This is a genomic window from Microcoleus sp. w1-18aA5 (genome assembly GCF_036701705.1).
GTDB lineage: Bacteria > Cyanobacteriota > Cyanobacteriia > Cyanobacteriales > Microcoleaceae > Microcoleus.
On record NZ_JAUPTE010000066.1, the window covers coordinates 1 to 17,255 of the forward strand.

Here is a 17,255-nt window from a genome sequence, read left to right on the forward strand (position 1 = left end):
CGTGCTTGGATGGCTCCGACAGACCAACCCCACGAAAACTTCATCTTCCCTGAAGAAGTTCTGCCTCGCGGTAACGCACTTTAAAAAAATCAGGATTTGGATTTCAGATTAATTTAGTTTTTTTAACTTAATCTGAAATCCAAATCCCTATTCCCCGGCGCAGGCGCGGTACTCCCGTGCCCTACTAGGGAACAAAAAAACCCAAAATCCAAAATCTAAAATCGTTGGAGGTTCTACCGGGTGGTAACGCTCTCTAATTCCTACGCAAGCGGTCGCGACCAAGAATCCTCCGGGTTCGCTTGGTGGTCTGGCAACGCTCGTTTGATCAATCTCTCCGGCAAACTGCTGGGCGCCCACGTCGCTCACGCTGGCTTGATCGTGTTCTGGGCCGGTGCAATGACTTTGTTTGAAGTCGCTCACTTTATCCCAGAAAAGCCCATGTACGAACAGGGCTTAATTTTGATGCCCCACGTCGCTACTTTGGGTTGGGGCGTAGGCCCTGGCGGTGAAGTCACTGATATCTTCCCGTTCTTCGTAGTCGGGGTTCTTCACTTAATTTCATCTGCAGTTCTCGGTTTGGGCGGCATTTATCACGCCGTTCGCGGCCCGGAAGTTCTCGAAGAATACTCTTCGTTCTTCGGCTACGACTGGAAAGATAAGAACCAGATGACCAACATCATCGGCTATCACCTAATTTTGTTGGGTGGCGGTTGCTTGCTGCTGGTTGCTAAGGCTATGTTCTTCGGCGGTGTCTATGACACTTGGGCTCCAGGCGGCGGGGACGTGCGTATTATCACGAACCCCACCCTGAACCCGGCTGTGATTTTTGGCTACTTGGTTCGCTCTCCTTTTGGTGGCGAAGGCTGGATTGTCAGCGTCAACAACATGGAAGACATCATCGGCGGTCACATCTGGCTTGGCCTGATTTGTATCGCTGGCGGTGTTTGGCACATTTTGACCAAGCCTTTCGGCTGGGCTCGCCGCGCCTTAATCTGGTCTGGCGAAGCTTACCTGTCTTACAGCTTGGGTGCTTTGTCCCTGATGGGCTTCATCGCTTGCTGCTTTGTCTGGTTCAACAACACTGCTTACCCCAGCGAATTCTACGGCCCGACGGGCCCGGAAGCTTCTCAAGCGCAAGCTTTGACCTTTCTGATCCGCGACCAACGCTTGGGTGCTAACGTCGGTTCTGCACAAGGCCCCACCGGTCTGGGTAAATACCTGATGCGCTCTCCTACTGGCGAAATCATTTTCGGCGGTGAAACGATGCGTTTCTGGGATTTCCAAGGCCCTTGGTTGGAACCCTTGCGCGGTACTAACGGTTTGGACTTGAACAAAATCAAGAATGACATTCAGCCTTGGCAAGCTCGTCGCGCGGCTGAGTACATGACTCACGCTCCTTTGGGTTCTTTGAACTCTGTGGGCGGTGTGGCGACTGAAGTTAACTCGTTTAACTTCACTTCTCCTCGTTCTTGGCTGTCCTGTTTCCACTTTGTGATGGGTTTCTTCTTCTTGGTCGGCCACTTGTGGCACGCTGGTCGCGCTCGCGCGGCTGTCGCTGGCTTTGAGAAGGGTATCGATCGCGAAAATGAAGCGGTACTTTCTATGCCAGACTTAGACTAATCTATCGAATTTATTTCTGATTTGATTGTCTAATCGAAAAAGGCTCCTGCTTAACGGCAGGAGCTTTTTTTTGATCTAAAAATATCTAAAAAAGCTGCGGATTGTCGATCGACCATTCTCCGAACCCGCTAGCAGCAGATCAAATCCTAGACATATAAACCCGGTTTCTGAGTTAACCTTTTGAATTCCATGCTATTTCTTTCCGTAAGCTCGTTCTTCAGCCAGCTTTTGCATCCTGGAGTGAGATACTTCGGTGCGACCTTCATCGGTGGTGGTGAATGACTCTGCAAGTCTTGAAACTTGACAATTTTAGTCCGTTGGGGTAAAGAGCTTGCAAGGCAGGCTGTACAAAGTTTATATTTAAAGTACAAAAGTTGTAATCCCACACAATGGAAAGTTGCAATGGAAAGTTGCAATTTTAAGGCAGATCGCTACAGGTGTAAAACTAATCGACGATCGCCATCAGGATATTTATATTTTATTAAATGGCTGTGCTTGCCGAATTTTTTAACAGGCACAAAACTTTTGGGCCGCTTACTTTTATTGCTAGGAAAGCAAAAGATTAATAATGGACTCATTAAAGATCGAAAATGTCAAGATGACGTTCGATCGAGCAAATTTGCTCGAACGCATCACCAACCGCATTCGCCGCTCTCTAGAACTCCCGGAAATTCTGAGCGCAACAGCAGCAGAAGTTCAATCCTTCTTGGGAACAGACAGAGTAAAAATCTACAAATTTCATAGCGACGGTAGCGGTGAAGTGATTGCCGAATCAATTAACGGCAACCGCTTGCCATCCCTATTGGGTCTGCATTTTCCAGCAGACGATATTCCCCCTCACGCCCGCGAATTGTTCGCGCAAGTACAGGTGCGATCGATCGTCGATATAGATTCCGGGCAGCTAGGCCAAAGTCCGCGCCGCGAGGCGGTTTCGGGCCAACTGCTGCCCGACGACCAAATGCACTTTCGTGCGGTTGACCCCTGCCACGCTGAATACTTGACTGCACTGGGCGTCAAGGCTTGCTTAGTAGTACCAATTTTTCACGGCGAAGAATTCTGGGGATTGTTGGTATCTCACCACTCCGAGTCCCGGAGTGTGGCAGAAAACGAACTCCAAGGCGTTCAGATGGTGGCAGATCAGCTCGGCGTCGCCATAGCCCAATCAACCCTCCTCGCCCAAGCGAGGGCGAAAGCTCAACGGGAAGCCGCAGTCAACCGCGTCGCCACAGCCCTTAACTCCCAGCCGGCGATTGAACTCCAAACAGCTTTGGCAGAATCGGTAGCAGCACTAGATGCAGCCGGCGGCAGGCTGTGCATTTTCGCCACGCCATTGGTTTCCGACAGCAGCAAGGTTACGAATCTAGTTCCCTATTCGGATAACTCGAATCGGGAACTCACAGTCTACACTTGCGGCTCAGGGCCGAAGATGGGAATTTCCGCAAAATACCCGCAGGTTGAGCAATACAGCGTCTGGCACGAATATTTTAAATCCGACGAGCAACAGGTTTGGGCAATTCCCGACTTGTACAAAATTAGCAGTTTGAGAAGCCTACAACCTGCATTTCGATCGACCAAAATTCGCAGCATTTTAATCGTACCACTCAGAACCCGCCAGCACATATTCGGTTACTTGACCATTTTTCGAGAAGAATTTGACACCGAAACTCTCTGGGCTAGACAGTTTGATAGCGACGGGCGGCTTGCCCAATCTCGGATATCTTTTGAAGCGTGGAAAGAGTCAAAAACTGCCCAAATTCGCGACTGGAAGGCTGAAGAAATTGAATTGATGCAAATTTTTGGCACCCATTTTTCTAATGCTATTAACCACTACCAACTCGATCAACAAATAGAGGAACTTAACACAAATTTAGAAAATCAAGTTCAAAAGCGCACCGCTCAACTACAGCAGTTGACCCAACAGCAGCGAGTGCTGTTTGAAGTGGTGGCAAAAATGCGGAAATCCCTCGACTTGAACAAGATTTTTAGCACGATGTCCCAGGAAGTGCGACGGGCTTTAAATGCCGATAGAGTTGCGGTTTACCGCTTCGAACTAGCGTCGGAATTTAACGACGGCGAATTCGTTTCCGAAAATGTTTTGCCAGATTTTGTGTCAGCAATGGCAGTCAAAGTGCAGGATCGCTGCTTTGGAGAAAAGTATGCCAATCTCTACTCTCAGGGACGAATTCACACAATTTCCGACATCAGACAGGCTGGACTCCAAGATTGCTATGAGCAACTATTGGAGCAATTTCAAGTCAAAGCTACTTTAGTTGCACCGATTATGAAAGGCAACGACCTTTGGGGGTTGCTGTGCGTACACCAATGTTCGGCTCCCCGCAACTGGGAATCTTCCGAAATTAAGTTTGCTACCCAAATTTCCGCTCAGCTCAGTATCGCCCTAGAACAAGCAGATTTGCTTGCTCAAACTCAGCAGCAAGCAGTTGAGTTGCAGCGGGCAGCAGAGCAGGAGCGAATACTGTTTGAGGTAGTTGCTAAGATTAGACAATCTCTCGATTTAGATACAATTTTTAGGACTACCACTACAGAATTGCGACGGATATTAAAAGCAGATAGAGTTGGCATTTATCGCTTCGATCCTAGTTTAAAATTTAATGAAGGCGAATTTATTACCGAAGATGTTTTGCCTGGTTTTTCTTCGGCAATGGATGTAAAAGTTCGCGATCATTTCTTTAGCGAAAACTATGCGAAAAAATACAGTCAGGGACAGATTCAAGTGCTACCAGATGTCGAGAATGCTGGACTTTCCGACTGCCATGCTGCTCTTTTAGCTCAATTTCAAATTAGAGCTCAGGTGATTATGCCACTGATGAATGGCAGCGAACTTTGGGGTTTGCTGTGCGTGCACCAGTGCAGCGGTTTGCGCCATTGGAACACTTCGGAAATTCAGTTTGCTACGCAAGTTGGAATTCAGTTGAGTGTAGGATTAGAACAAGCAGATTTGTTGGCTAAAACGCGGCAGCAATCAGTTTATTTACAGTGGGTAGCCGAGCAACAGCGGATACTGTTTGAAGTGGTAGCCAAGATTCGGGAGTCTCTCGATATCGACGCAATTTTTAAGACGGCTACTCAAGAAGTTTGTCAGTTTATGCAAGTTGATAGAATAGCTGTCTATCAATTTAATCCTGATTGGAGTGGCTATTATGTAGCCGAGTGTGTGAAAGATGGCTGGATAAAATTGGTAGGGGAAGGTATCAGTACAGTTTGGCAAGATACTTATTTGCAGGAAAACCGAGGCGGCAGATATGCCAATAATGAAACTCTAGCCATTGACGATATCTATCAAGTTTGCCACTCGGAGTGTGTGGTCGGTATTTTAGAGCAATTTCAGGTGAAGGCTTATGCGATAGCGCCGATTTTTGTAGGACAAAAACTTTGGGGTTTGCTGACAGCGTATCAACATTCTGGGCCCCGCTGTTGGGAAAGTTCAGAAGTTAACTTTTTAGCTCAGATTGCTAATCAATTAGGCGTAGCTATCCAACAAGCCGATTTGCTGGCTCAAACCAGACGCCAAGCAGAACAAATCGCTCAAAGTTTAAAGGATTTGCAGCACACTCAAGCTCAATTGATTCAAACTGAAAAAATGTCTGGTTTGGGGCAACTGGTAGCCGGGATTGCTCACGAGATTAACAATCCGGTTAATTTTATTTACGGCAATCTCAATCACGCTAGTGAATATACTGCTAGCTTACTTAGTTTGCTGGAACTTTACCAGCAGCAATATCCCGATTCTAGTCCTAAAATAGACAAATTAAGTGAAGATATTGACTTGGAATTTCTGCTAGAAGATTTGCCCAAATTGCTATCGTCAATGAAGGTGGGAGCCGATCGCATCCGTCAAATAGTTTTGTCTTTAAGGAATTTCTCCCGTCTTGATGAAAGTCAAATGAAGGCGGTTGATATTCACGAGGGCATTGACAGCACGCTGTTAATTTTACAGCACAGGCTGAAATCTAATGCGGACAGTGCCAACATTGTGCTAGTGAAAGAATACGGCATTTTGCATCGAGTTGAGTGTTATGCGGGACAGTTGAATCAGGTATTTATGAATGTAATTGGAAATGCGATCGATGCTTTGGAATCGAACAAGTTGCTCGCTGGTCAATCTGTAGTTCCTCAAATTAAAATCTCTACTGCTGTCGGTCAACTTAATGGTACTATTCCTAGCGCGCTGATTCGGATTTCTGATAACGGTACGGGAATTTCGGAATCTATGAGAAAACGCATATTTGACCCTTTTTTCACAACTAAGGCAGTGGGAAAAGGTACTGGATTGGGACTGTCAATTAGTTACCAAATTGTGGTAGAGAAACATGGCGGCGTTTTAAAATGCAATTCGGAATTGGGGAAAGGTACTGAGTTTGTGATCGAGATTCCGCTTCGACAGCAGTCATTAGTCATTAGTCATTAGTCATTAGTCATTAGTCATTAGTCATTATTGTAAAATCCAGCCAACAGTCAATAGTCAACAATCACGGACGCTCCAACCAGAATTGATCTAATTAATCTGCGTTACTCGGTGTTAGTCTGTCTGTATCTGCAGTTAAAATAAAAAATATAATTTATGAACCGCAGATGACAAGGAATTGATGCTGATTCACGCAGATGCAGAGAAGAGATATATGAATAATAATTCCGATGCTAACAGATTTGGAACCAGGCTTGATCATGCGTATGCGATCGCATAGTCATTTTGCGGCATCCGGGTGACAGTTGCCTAAGTCCTGATGCAAAAAGATACCTATTTAATGGACTTTCATAGATTAGTTTCGCTCTTTTGTAGTTCTTGTTGGAGAGTATTTTTGACACGATCGTACTCACCCTCGATTTGAGCCAATAGGGTTGAGGCTTGATCTAGTTCACCAGAGGTACTGATGACTTCTAACCTGCGACAAAGCTGGGCGAGAGGAGCAGCGCTTAGATTCGCACTACTACCTTTGAGGGTATGAGCCACTCGCTTTAGGGTTTGAGTATCCCCTTGGGCGATCGCTAATTTCATAGCTTCTAGCAACTTTAGACCTTCCTCCAAGTAGCAGTTCGCCAGCAAGCTCAAAATCTGGGTTGAATCTTGATCGATGCTGCTACAGAAAGCTTGCAGTTCTGTAAGATTAACTGCTGGCACATCAATTTCTGGCTTGTTGCTATCTGGTTCCTCCTTTTGGGCCTGCTGCGGTTCCGGGTTGGGTGGACACTGACTCAGCGCTTGGTTGAGAGCCTCTAGTCGAATTGGTTTACTGATATAGTCATTCATGCCAGCATCAAGACAAACCTGGCGATCGCCCTGCATGGCATTTGCCGTCATGGCAATAATCCTGGGACGAGTATGAGCCGGCCACTCCTGGCAAATACGACGGCTGGCTTCTAGTCCATCCATCTCTGGCATTTGTACATCCATCAGCACCACATCATAAGGCTGGCGATTCAGGGCTTCCAAAACTTCTAATCCATTGGCAGCAATATCTGCCCGGTATCCCAAACGCTCTAACAGCAGCAGTGCCACCTTCTGATTCACCAGATGATCTTCTGCTAAAAGAATTCGCAGTGGGAGTCTCTGGGCCAGTTTCATATCATCCTGAACAGATATAGGAAGTTGTTGTTGAACTTTTTTCGGTTGAGCTTGTAGCACATGGATCAGTATTTGATAGAGCTGGGATTTTTTGATGGGTTTGCTTAAAAAAGCCGCAAAGTGGGTCGATAGCGCTGAAGAACTCGCTTCTGGGTAGCCCATTGAAGTCAGCAACACTAGGGGTAAACGGTGGCACTTAGGATGCTGGTGGATGGCTGAGGCGAGTGTGAGACCGTCCATTTGTGGCATTTGCATATCTAAAATAGCCACATCAAAGGTTTCTCCACTCTCAAGCCAATTGAGCGCTTCCCCAGCCGATTGGGCAGCCAGACTCTGCATCCCCCAAGTCTCTGCTTGCAACGTCAGAATCTTTCGGTTAGTGGGCTGGTCATCCACGATTAATAAACGCTTGCCAGATAGTTCTGGTACCATTTCCATCGGTTCCGCTAACTCAGTAGCCACAGAGGATGCCACAATCGTGAAGTAGAAGGTAGAACCCATTGTGACTCGATTAAGCTTAGCGGCTTGCCATTTTGGTGAAGGGGTTCCTCCGATGTGGCCTCGGCTTTCAACCCAGATCGTGCCGTTCATCGTTTCACTAAGTCGCTTACTAATCGCCAGACCTAAACCTGTCCCTCCATACTGCCGAGTCGTCGAAGCATCTACTTGACTAAAAGACTTAAACAGTCGATCGAGCCGGTTGGCTGGAATGCCCATGCCTGTGTCTTGAATGGCAAACTGGATTTCATACAAGCTTTCTGACAAGTTCTCTGGCTCAGAATTTGTTTTGTCAGGATCAACTAGAGAGGCTTCCACGGAAATGGTAACTTCCCCAGTTTCGGTAAACTTAATCGCATTGTTGAGCAAGTTAACTAGAATCTGACGGAGACGGGTGACATCACCCAAAATCAACTTAGGAGTCTGAGGCTGGATGAGGTAGCCCAACTCAATATCCTTCTCATCTGCTTTAACTGCAAGTTGGTCGATCGCATTTTCTATGCAATCTCTCAAGCTCAAGGGATGCTTTTCTAACTCCAGCTTGCCCGACTCAATTTTGGAGAAGTCAAGGATGTCGTTGATGATACTCAGGAGGGTATCCCCACTATTGCGAATCGTCTCGATAAAGTCTCGCTGTTGAGCCTTGAGTTCTGTATCCAGCAGTAGTCCCGTCATGCCAATAACCGCATTCATGGGAGTGCGAATTTCATGGCTCATCATCGCCAGAAACTCACTTTTGGCTCGGTTCGCAGCTTCTGCTTCCCGTCTAGTTTGCTCCAGGGCACAGTTTTTCAGAGTTAATTCTTCTCGTTGTTGAGTTTCTTGCTCTAGTAACTTGGCTTGAGCTAGGGCAATTCCTACTTGAGCCGCGACGGATTCTAGCAACTCCACTTGATCGGTAGTCCAATGACGGTAACGATCGCACTGGTGCAAACAAATGGCACCATTCGGTTCTCCTTGGTAAGAGGTTCGCACTGCTAATGTCGATCTCAAATTCAGACGGGTACAAATTGAATGAGCACAGGTGACCAATGAATCGCAGTAGACATCCGGGGAGGCGATCGCTTCATCTTGAGCCATCAACCGTTTTGTATAAGCAGGACTCGCCGCCAGAAGGTTATGCTCGCCGCTAGGCCCAGAGCCCACTCCTAGATACTCTGCAACGACAGGAAACTGAGCCAGTGGATTGTCCTGGTATGTGCTAATTAAGCAGCGACTGACCCCAAAAGTTTGCCCAATCTGAATAGCAGCCGTTGCAAATATCTGCTGAGCATTAAGGCTTTGACGAATTTCTTGGGTAATTTGCTTCAGCAGTAGGGCCTTTTGCAACTGTCGTTGTAGTGCTTCTTCTGCCTGCTTGCGATCGCTAATATCCTTCATGAAGCAGTGATGCCCGACAAACACATTTTGCTCGTCATAAGCAGAAACCATCACCAATTGTTTATAGAAGCTAGAGCCATCTTTTCGCATTCCCCTAGCTTCCGCTTCGACTCTGCCGTCTCTCAACATTTGCTCATAAGCAGCCCCCATCTTCTCAACATCTTCAGGATGAACGGTTTTTTGCCAGTCCATCCCTAGCAGTTCCTCGGGCTGATATCCGCAGATGGCAGCATAAGTCACATTGACAGAGATATAGCGTCCTTGAGGGTCAAGCCGAGAAATGCCTGCCACGGCATTTTCTAGAGCCGCACTCATTTGTTGCAGTTCTGCTTCGGCTCGTTTGCGATCGCTAATTTCAATTAGAATGCAACCCACCGCTATAGGCTGCTCTGCATCCTTGAAAATGGGAAAGTGAGAAGTTAGCCAGTAGCGCTTGGCACCCGTTTGACTGGATACTTCTGTGCTAATTTCCAAGTTGATCGAAGGTTTTCCAGTTGTTAAAACCTGTTGTAATAGTGGATTCACACCAGCAGCAAATTCTCCCAAAACATTATCGGTTGTCTTACCTAAGTGAGCCTCCACAGAGTGGCCATTAATTTTAGCTAGTGCCTCATTGATTTGTAAAAATCGAAACTGTTGATCGTGGATACACAGCCCCACCCCTGCTAGGGAAGCTCCTTTAAAGAAAGCATTCAATAATTGCTCTCTGGCTTGAATTTCCTGCTCTAAGTTTTTGCGCTCGGTAATATCGCTGTGAGAACCAGTCATACGGACAACTCTGCCCGCTTCATCCGAAAGCGCCTGCCCTCGAGTCAGAATCCACTTGTAGCTCCCATCCTTACAAAGAACTCGATGTTCCGTAGTATAAAAAGAAGTTTTTCCCTCAAAGTGATCTTGAATTACTTGCATGACGCAACCGAGATCCTCGGGATGCACCCGCTTGCTCCATTCGTCCAGGTGATGGGGAATTTCATGGTCTTCGTAGCCCAACATTTCTTTCCAGCGAGCGGAGAAGAATGCTTCATTGGTGTTGACGTTCCAATCCCATACCCCATCATTACTACCACGTAGGGCGAGTTCCCACCGCTCTTCACTCGCTTGCAGAGCGACTTCTGCCTCATGCCGTTCAATTTCACTACCAATCCATTGAGCCATCAGCTTCAGTAATTCCACATGGGCAGATTTAAAGCTGTCTGCACGGGGAGATTTACTAGAAAAGCTGAGGGTACTGTAGACTTTGCCTGCAACTAATACTCGTGTTCCAATATAAGCTTCTATGCCAAGGACAACATAGGCAGGATGGTAACGCCATTTGGAGGTGCCTATATGTTCGATGGTTAGGGGTTCATTTGTGTCTAAAGCTTCACAGCACAAAGTTTCCTTAATATCAAAGACGTCACCTGGTTTCAGGACTCCATCGGGCGATCGCACAACCATCACCTCATACGTATTATCTTGCACACGAGCCAAGATGCCACTTTCAAGCCCAAAATTCTCACATCCCATGTCAATCAACGCTTGGATGCGCTGCTCAAAATTGAGATTTTGGGTAGCAGTGACTTCATATAAAGCTCGTATCGCCGCCTCTCTTGTTCTTAGCTCAGTTTCGGCTTGTTTACGTCTCTTAATTTCAGCTTTCAGAGATCGATTGATTATAGATAATTTTTGCGTTCGTTCTTGAACCCGCTGTTCTAATGTAGCGTTGGCGTGTTGAATCTCCCTAAATTTTTGATTAAGGACGATCGCCATCAATTGAAAATTGCGAGCAAGCTCATTGATTTCACTAACAGAGGTATGTTTCCATTCAAATGTTTCTTCTGAAAGCTTGTTGGGTAAGTCAGTAGTCGCACGAGCTAAATAAGATAATGGCTTGACCAGTCGTTCGCTAACCAACGTTGCAAACAAAAATGCCAACATTGTGACGACGAGTAGAATACTCAAGTCAACCTTGTAGCGATTTTGTAAATTTTCTACATAGGGAGCTGCTGGAATTTGTAAGCGTAATTTCCAGTCGAGATCGGAGCTAATAGTAAATTCCTGTATATACAGAGAATTTTTCCAACGGATCATCGGATTCTTGCCATTGCTAGGAAGCCACTGCTGCAAGGTTCCCTCTAAGGTGCGAGTGCTGCCGTCCTTTGACTCCTGAACACTGGTCAAAAGCTTTTGGTCGGATTGATTACTAGCAATGACTCGGTTGTTTTCATCGAGTAATGTAATGCCTAGTTGCTGATTGTTTCTCTGGAAAATGTAGAGAGCTTTGATCTGGCTTAATGCTAATGAACCGTGGATCAGCCCAAGAAAACGACCTTGAAATTGCAGGGGTACATTCAATCCTACATGAGGTTCGTCCACTAATATATCTTTGTGGATAGGAGTCATCCAAGGTCTCAACCGCTCTTGAGCCAGGGGAATTAGAGATTGATGTTCCCTGCTTTGTTCGATCAATCGCCGGCGGGTTTGATCTAAAGGAGAAGAAGTAGCTAAAATTGTTCCAGATGAATCGGCAACATAAATTGTGTCGAAATCTGGAAACAACTGCTCGATCAGGCGAATGTCTTGTTGTAGCTGCTGGGATGAATGAATCGCTTGATTAGTAGCAGTGGTGGCTTCAGGCATGAGCGATATGTCAGCTAATTGGTTCAAAGCTGTGAGGTATCGGTGATGCCATCGAGATATTGCGCTAGTGATAGTTTTTGCGTTTGCTTGTAACTCCGTTTGCACCGTCGTTGGGATTTGACCAACAAAGTATCTACCATCAAGAACTAATAGCATCAGTCCTGGAATAAAGACAAAAGCAACCAAAAGATGAAAAATAGTTTGTTGTAAAGAGAGCGCGAGATGCTTTGAAGGACTAATCCACCGAGAAATCGGCGCATACGAAATGATTAAGCTGGCAACTAAGGCATTAAAAATGCCGTTGACTGCTTGCTTGCACATAACGAGGATGGTCTGATTCGCTTCCATGTGCATCATTTGACCGTAGAAAAGCCAAACGAGGGGCATTCCAATTAAGAACCAGTAAATCCCATCGAATAAAAGGATATTTGGCTGTTGGCGCTTCTTGCAAAGAAACCCTACAAACAGAGCCTCAATTACCAAAATAATCGTGGCGTATGGATGATGCCAAAGGATATAAGTATAGCTGCCTGCAATTAGACCAGCCACGCCTCCCCAGCCCCAGCCGAAGTAGTAAGTAATAATCAGTATGGGAATACTGCCAAAGAGGAAATCAACCCCAAAGAAAAGAGACAAATTGCAATGGTTGCCCAGAACACCCGCACCAGTGAGAAGGGCGATCGCACCAAACCATCTTTGATCACGCACTGAGCTAGCTCTTTCCATAAACTTCTAGAATCGCTACTTGCTGAATATAAACTAATTTTGATAAAAAATTGTCGTAGACACACTCTCGTTCTATCCCTGACAGTTTTCATGAATGTCGCACAACCGATTATTGAGGCTTTAATACTAAAATCAAGGCTGACTCATGCAGGACTTGATATTTCCCTAAACTTTTAAAAAATAATTATTCCAAATTACGAGAGGCATAGTTTTTACCCTTATGATTTAACGGGTGAATTCATTAACTGTATGAATCTTGGTGCAAAAAGTATTACGACCTTGGTCTTTGGCTTGATAAAGTGCTGCATCGGCAGCAGTAATTAAAGTTTCTGGCCGGCTCTCTTGGGTAGGAATCACACTGGTAATACCGAAGCTGAGCGTAATACAATGATTCGGAGAACTCTTATGAACTATTGCTAAAGCTTGGATGCAAGCCTGAATTTTTTTAACGATTTGGACGGCTCCCTCAAGCTCTGTTTCGGGCAAAATCACTACAAATTCTTCACCTCCATAACGTGCGACTAAATCTCCAGCTCGATTAATACTGCGATTGAGAGCTGCGGCAACTTGCTGTAAACATACATCCCCTGCTTGATGTCCATAAGTATCGTTGTAAGGCTTGAATAAATCGATATCACACAAAATCAGTGACAAAGGAGTTTGCTGCCTCGTCATGCGTCGCCACTCCTCCTCTAGCTGTTGGTCAAACTGACGGCGATTGGCAATCTGAGTCAAGCCGTCAATTGACGCGAGGTATTTTAATTGCCGATTGGCGGCTTCTAGCTGTTTGTAAAGTAGGGTTTGTTGCTGTTGCAAGTGGAATTGCTGAATCAACCGTCGCACTCTCTGTCCCAGAACAGCCCAGTGAATTGGTTTGGTTATATAGTCAGCCGCTCCCGCTGCAAACGCTCGATCGACAGATTCTTTGTCTTCCAAGCTAGTAATCATCAAGATAGGTGGGCGATCGCTCTGAGCCACTTCAGATAATTTTTGACAACAAGCAAAACCATCCATAGTGGGCATCACTGCATCTAGCAGGATGAGGTCTGGATGTACTTCCTCATAAACTGCTAGCCCTGTCAACCCATCATTAGCTTCAGCCACTCGGTATTTTTCCTTCTGTAAATACAGTCGAAGTTGCAAACGCATCAAGGCATCGTCATCCACAATCAGAATTAGAGAGGACGATTCCGTAGATGGGTTAGTCGAAATGGCTGACTCTTCTAATGATTGATACATACGTCATGGTGTATCTCAAGCTTTGGAAATATTCTAGCCTAGCATATTTTGAGCTTGGGATGGAAAGTAAAAAATTGGCTAATATGTCATAAATTATACACCAGCTAAGCTGCCGCAACAACATCCTAGGTAGCGTCCGGTTTATTAAACCAACAGCCACACTCTACTTAAAATTTGTCGCTTTTTTTCGGAGATATAAAGTCTGGTCACTTGCACTAATTTTTGTAAATATGTAATTATTTTTGGGGTTTTAAACAGTTTTTACAACGTCGAGCGAGCTTTGACGAACGATCGCCTGTTATCTGGCGATCGCCGCTCGAATAATATGCTATATTTCTCAACTTAATTCAGCCTTTTTTAGGTGCATCAAATTCCTACCTCATCTTTGAGCGATCGTCCGAGCTATTTTTGGGAAATACATCTGATGGTCACATTATCGCGTATAGCTTCGCCCTTAGTTGAGCGTTTGTTCGCACTAGGAAGCTCTGACGGCTAAAAGGCGTAAGCTTTGTTAAGAAATATTTACAGCCTTTTGCGCGTTCTCGGATAGGTTGTTTCTCTCCTTTCTCCCAATAATCCCCCCAGATAGTGTCTAAACTCCTGTCTTTGGGCTTGAGTCTGGAACACATCGTCAAAGCGTTGGCACTATCTTTCAAAGCATGGGGGCATGGAAGCTAATACTATAGAATTCTCGCATCATTTGTGAATTTCTTACGGACTCCCCGCGAGTTCGGGGAGGGTTGGGGTGGGTAAAAAAAATATGACTCTTGCAAGAATTGCTATATAATATAATCACTGGAAAACAGTAAATTAACTTGATAGAGATCACTAACTATGGAAGTAGCACTCGCTGATTTTTCTCAAAGCTTTCAAAAAACGAAAGAAGTTTGGACGGAACAAGTCGGACAAGCAGTGAATTCTATTTCAGAAGCAACAGCAGAACCTAAATCCTCTCTCTCCGAAACTGCATTTCAGGCAAAAGAAGCTCTCAGTCAAACTACTAATTCTGCAGTTAATACTGTTAATCAAGCTACGAACAATGCTTGAGGTACTGTAGCGGAGAAAATAGAAAAAGCGAGAATTTATATATCGGAAGTCGGCAATCAAGCAGTTAGTCGCATCAGTGAAAGTACCAACAAAGCTGTTGATGCTGTTTCTCACTCTGCGGCAACTGCTAAAGAAACTATTAATCAAACGACTAACTCTGCGATCAATACTCTGAATCAAAGCACTAACCAAGCTGTAGAGAGTGTAAATCAAGCTACCGAAAAGGCTAAGGCTTCATTAGAAGATAGCATTAACAAGGCGGGAAATATGAGCGGTGCCGTTTCAGATGCCATCAAAAGTGCTATCAATGGTACTGTCAAAGATTGGATTGATGCTCACCCTGTAGTCTTCTGGTTGGTGAGTCATCCGCTGATATCTTTAGCAAGTTTGCTACTATTTATATTCATTATATTGGGTCTTTTTCAGGGTTTAAGTAGCTTTTTTGCTGGAGGATGGTTATTTATTCTGCAAAGCCCTGTAAAATTTATGCAAAGAGTTGTGAGTGTCGGCTCTAAATCTGTAAGTAATGTCGGTGGAGTGGCTGTAAACTCATTGGTTTCAAAGAATCCCCAAGACAAAAATAATTCAGGTTTACAATTGAGGGGAGTTGAATCAAACCGTTTGGAGTCTCAAGAACGACTTGCTAATATTTTGGGCAGATTGGAGGCAATTCGAGAAGAGCAGAATCAGCTTTTACAAGAAGCGTCGGCTATTTTAGGCAACAAATTTAAGGCAGAGTGATCAGGTGTGGGGCGATCGCAACTCGTGGTAAATTTAAGACATCCAGGCTTTCCATCAAAGCCAGATCCATGAAGGCTTGTAGTCGATCGCTCAATACGCCATGCCCGATTCCGAATTTTCCGATGATTTAAAATGGACGCCAGAAGCCAAGGCGAAGCTGAAAAATATTCCCTATTTTGTCCGGGGACAAGCTCGCGTCCGCATCGAGCAGTTGGCCCGCGAAGCCGAAACCGAAGTCGTCACCGTTGACTTAGTTGAGCAAGCTCGCATCGAGTTTGGGCAATAAGGCCTCGAAATGTACCCTAAAGCTTTAAACTATAAGTTGCCTGATTTTGATGTTCACAGAGCTACTGAGTCACCCGTGCGGAAAATAGTTATTGCTGGCAACTGGAAAATGTACAAAACTAGGACTGAATCCCTAGAGTTTCTTCAAGGATTCATGTCCTGCCTGACGGAAACCCCAGAGGAACGGGAAGTCGTGCTTTGCGTTCCCTTCACTTCCTTGGCTGTCCTCTCGAAAAATTTGCACGGCAGCCGGATCAGACTCGGTGCTCAGAATGTTCACTGGCAAGAGTCTGGAGCTTTTACTGGGGAAATTTCCGGGCCAATGCTGAGTGAACTTGGTGTCCGTTATGTCATCATCGGCCACAGCGAGCGACGCCAATATTTTGGGGAAACTGACGAAACGGTCAATTTGCGGCTAAAAGCGGCTCAGAAATACGATTTAATTCCGATTCTGTGCGTTGGGGAAACCAAGCAGCAGCGAGATGCAGGGGAAACTGAATCTCACATTTTTTCTCAGTTGGCAAAAGATTTGGTTGATGTTGACCAAAATAAGTTAGTCATTGCTTACGAACCGATTTGGGCGATTGGCACTGGCGATACTTGCGAAGCTAAGGAAGCTAACCGAGTTATTGGTTTGATTCGCAGTAAATTGACTAATCCTGGCGTGCCAATTCAGTACGGCGGCTCTGTTAAACCGGAGAATATTGATGAAGTTATGGCGATGCCTGAGATTGACGGGGTTCTGGTAGGCGGTGCTAGTTTGGAAGCTGCGAGTTTTGCTCGAATTGTCAATTATCAGTAATAGGTAATTGCTAATAGGTAAGTGGAACAAGGGCAGCGGGAATTAAACAGCGATCGCCTAAAATCGTGATGTGCCGTTCAGTGTTTCTCGGATCGGGAGAATTAACCTATGACTGCGATCGTTAAACCCAAACCCGCCTTAGACGAGTTTCTCAAACTTCCTGAAACTGAACCTGCCTCAGAATTTCTTGAGGGACAAATCATTCAGAAGCCCATGCCTCAAGGTGAACACAGCGTACTTCAAGGTGAACTCTGCAAGACTATCAATCAAGTAGCGAAAACTCGGAAAATTGCCAATGCTTTTCCCGAGTTGCGCTGCACTTTTGGCGACGCATCAATCGTGCCAGATGTAGCAGTATTCCGATGGGAAAGAATTCCTTTTTTGCCGTCGGGTAGAATTGCTAACCGCTTTGACATTAATCCCGACTGGTCGATAGAAATTCTATCTCCAAACCAAAGTCAAACAAAAGTGCTGAGTAACTTACTCCACTGTTCGCGAAACGGCACTGAGTTGGGGTGGTTACTAGATCCAGAAGAAGAGAGTATTTTGGCGGTATTTCCGGGACAAAAAGTAGAACTGTACAAAGGTGCAGCTCGGTTGCCAATAATTGATAAAATTGAATTAGAATTGACAGTGGACACTGTTTTTAGCTGGTTAAGTTTTGGTTGAATTAAGAAAGGCGCTTCTGCTTTATTCTTGCGTATTTTAGAGAGG

The 17,255-nt window shown here is 45.3% G+C and carries 9 protein-coding genes and 1 pseudogene; 7 read left to right on the forward strand and 3 right to left on the reverse strand.

Annotated features, from left to right (window positions below; all coding sequences use genetic code 11):
* The first annotated feature begins 240 nt into the window (after positions 1–240).
* Positions 241–1,620: a photosystem II reaction center protein CP43 gene (psbC, locus tag Q5691_RS20785; RefSeq protein ID WP_333216871.1), complete on the forward strand. Its 1,380-nt coding sequence runs from the start codon at positions 241–243 to the stop codon at positions 1,618–1,620.
* A gap of 568 nt (positions 1,621–2,188) precedes the next feature.
* Entirely contained in the window at positions 2,189–6,049 is a 3,861-nt protein-coding gene (locus tag Q5691_RS20790; protein ID WP_333346734.1) for a GAF domain-containing protein, read from the forward strand.
* 345 nt (positions 6,050–6,394) lie between these two features.
* Here Q5691_RS20790 and Q5691_RS20795 read toward each other — a convergent pair whose 3' ends face one another.
* The 3 genes and pseudogenes from Q5691_RS20795 to Q5691_RS27765 form a co-directional block, all read right to left on the reverse strand.
* A complete protein-coding gene (locus Q5691_RS20795) occupies positions 6,395–12,409 on the reverse strand; it encodes a response regulator (RefSeq protein ID WP_333346737.1) in 6,015 nt (2,004 codons plus the stop codon).
* A 243-nt stretch (positions 12,410–12,652) separates the two neighbouring features.
* Complete coding sequence (locus tag Q5691_RS20800) at positions 12,653–13,666, reverse strand: PleD family two-component system response regulator (protein ID WP_333311507.1); 1,014 nt, start codon at positions 13,664–13,666, stop codon at positions 12,653–12,655.
* 514 nt (positions 13,667–14,180) lie between these two features.
* Positions 14,181–14,335 (reverse strand): annotated as a pseudogene (locus Q5691_RS27765) (IS701 family transposase); the annotation flags it as partial.
* A gap of 165 nt (positions 14,336–14,500) precedes the next feature.
* On the opposite strand from Q5691_RS27765, the gene Q5691_RS20805 reads away from it, so the two are divergent.
* The 5 genes from Q5691_RS20805 (at position 14,501) to Q5691_RS20825 (ending at position 17,210) form a co-directional block, all read left to right on the forward strand.
* Positions 14,501–14,713, forward strand: a complete 213-nt coding sequence (locus Q5691_RS20805) for a hypothetical protein (protein WP_333213597.1) — start codon at positions 14,501–14,503, stop codon at positions 14,711–14,713.
* 267 nt (positions 14,714–14,980) lie between these two features.
* Positions 14,981–15,454: a hypothetical protein gene (locus tag Q5691_RS20810; protein WP_333346740.1), complete on the forward strand. Its 474-nt coding sequence runs from the start codon at positions 14,981–14,983 to the stop codon at positions 15,452–15,454.
* A 100-nt stretch (positions 15,455–15,554) separates the two neighbouring features.
* Positions 15,555–15,740 (forward strand): PCP reductase family protein, encoded by a 186-nt coding sequence (locus Q5691_RS20815; protein WP_006633749.1) that lies wholly within the window; start codon positions 15,555–15,557, stop codon positions 15,738–15,740.
* Between the two features lie 75 nt (positions 15,741–15,815).
* Positions 15,816–16,541 carry a triose-phosphate isomerase gene (gene tpiA, locus Q5691_RS20820; protein ID WP_333346758.1) on the forward strand — a complete coding sequence of 242 codons (726 nt, stop codon included), beginning with the start codon at positions 15,816–15,818 and terminating at the stop codon, positions 16,539–16,541.
* A gap of 108 nt (positions 16,542–16,649) precedes the next feature.
* Entirely contained in the window at positions 16,650–17,210 is a 561-nt protein-coding gene (locus Q5691_RS20825) for a Uma2 family endonuclease (protein ID WP_333346743.1), read from the forward strand.
* Positions 17,211–17,255 lie beyond the last annotated feature (45 nt).

What these genes read in the sequence shown, in the direction of transcription:
- Q5691_RS20825 (WP_333346743.1), top strand. Translation starts at nt 16,650, where the DNA reads ATGACTGCGATCGTTAAACCCAAACCCGCCTTAGACGAGTTTCTCAAA.
- Q5691_RS20790 (WP_333346734.1), top strand. Translation starts at nt 2,189, where the DNA reads ATGGACTCATTAAAGATCGAAAATGTCAAGATGACGTTCGATCGAGCA.
- Q5691_RS20800 (WP_333311507.1), bottom strand. Translation starts at nt 13,666, where the DNA reads ATGTATCAATCATTAGAAGAGTCAGCCATTTCGACTAACCCATCTACG.
- Q5691_RS20805 (WP_333213597.1), top strand. Translation starts at nt 14,501, where the DNA reads ATGGAAGTAGCACTCGCTGATTTTTCTCAAAGCTTTCAAAAAACGAAA.
- Q5691_RS20810 (WP_333346740.1), top strand. Translation starts at nt 14,981, where the DNA reads ATGAGCGGTGCCGTTTCAGATGCCATCAAAAGTGCTATCAATGGTACT.
- Q5691_RS20815 (WP_006633749.1), top strand. Translation starts at nt 15,555, where the DNA reads ATGCCCGATTCCGAATTTTCCGATGATTTAAAATGGACGCCAGAAGCC.